1 protein-coding gene is annotated in these 372 nt (G+C 39.8%); it reads left to right on the top strand.

All coding sequences use genetic code 11. The features are described from left to right. The coding region (locus tag PUR71_RS41280) for a hypothetical protein (RefSeq protein ID WP_329927328.1) at window positions 1–372 on the top strand (372 nt) is incomplete at both ends.

The raw sequence follows: 372 nt of genomic DNA, 5'->3' as shown, positions 1-372 counted from the left end.
GGTTTGTTTGTTTTTTTTTTTTTTTTTTTTGTTTTTTTTTTTTTGTTTGTTGTGTTTTTGTTTGTGTTTGTGGTGGGGTGGTTTGTTTTTGTTTGTGTGGTGGGGTTTTTTGTTTTTGTTGGGGGGTGTGTGGTTTGTGGGTGGTGGTGGGTGTGTGGGTTTGGGGTGGTGGTTTGGTGTGGGTGTTTGGTGTGGGTTGTGGGGTTGGGGGGTGTGTTGTGGGTGGGGGGGGGGGTTGTTTGGGTTTTTGTTGTATTTTTTGTTGTGGGGTTTGTTTTTTTTTTTTTTTTTTTTGTTTTTGTTGTGTTTTTTGTTGGGGTTTTTTGTTTTTTTTGGGGGGTTTGTGTTTTTTTTGGGGTGTTTGTTTGTTGC

Source organism: Streptomyces sp. SP17BM10, assembly GCF_036322405.1.
In the GTDB taxonomy this organism is placed as follows: Bacteria; Actinomycetota; Actinomycetes; order Streptomycetales; family Streptomycetaceae; genus Kitasatospora.
This window is presented reverse-complemented; position numbering and strand designations above follow the sequence as displayed.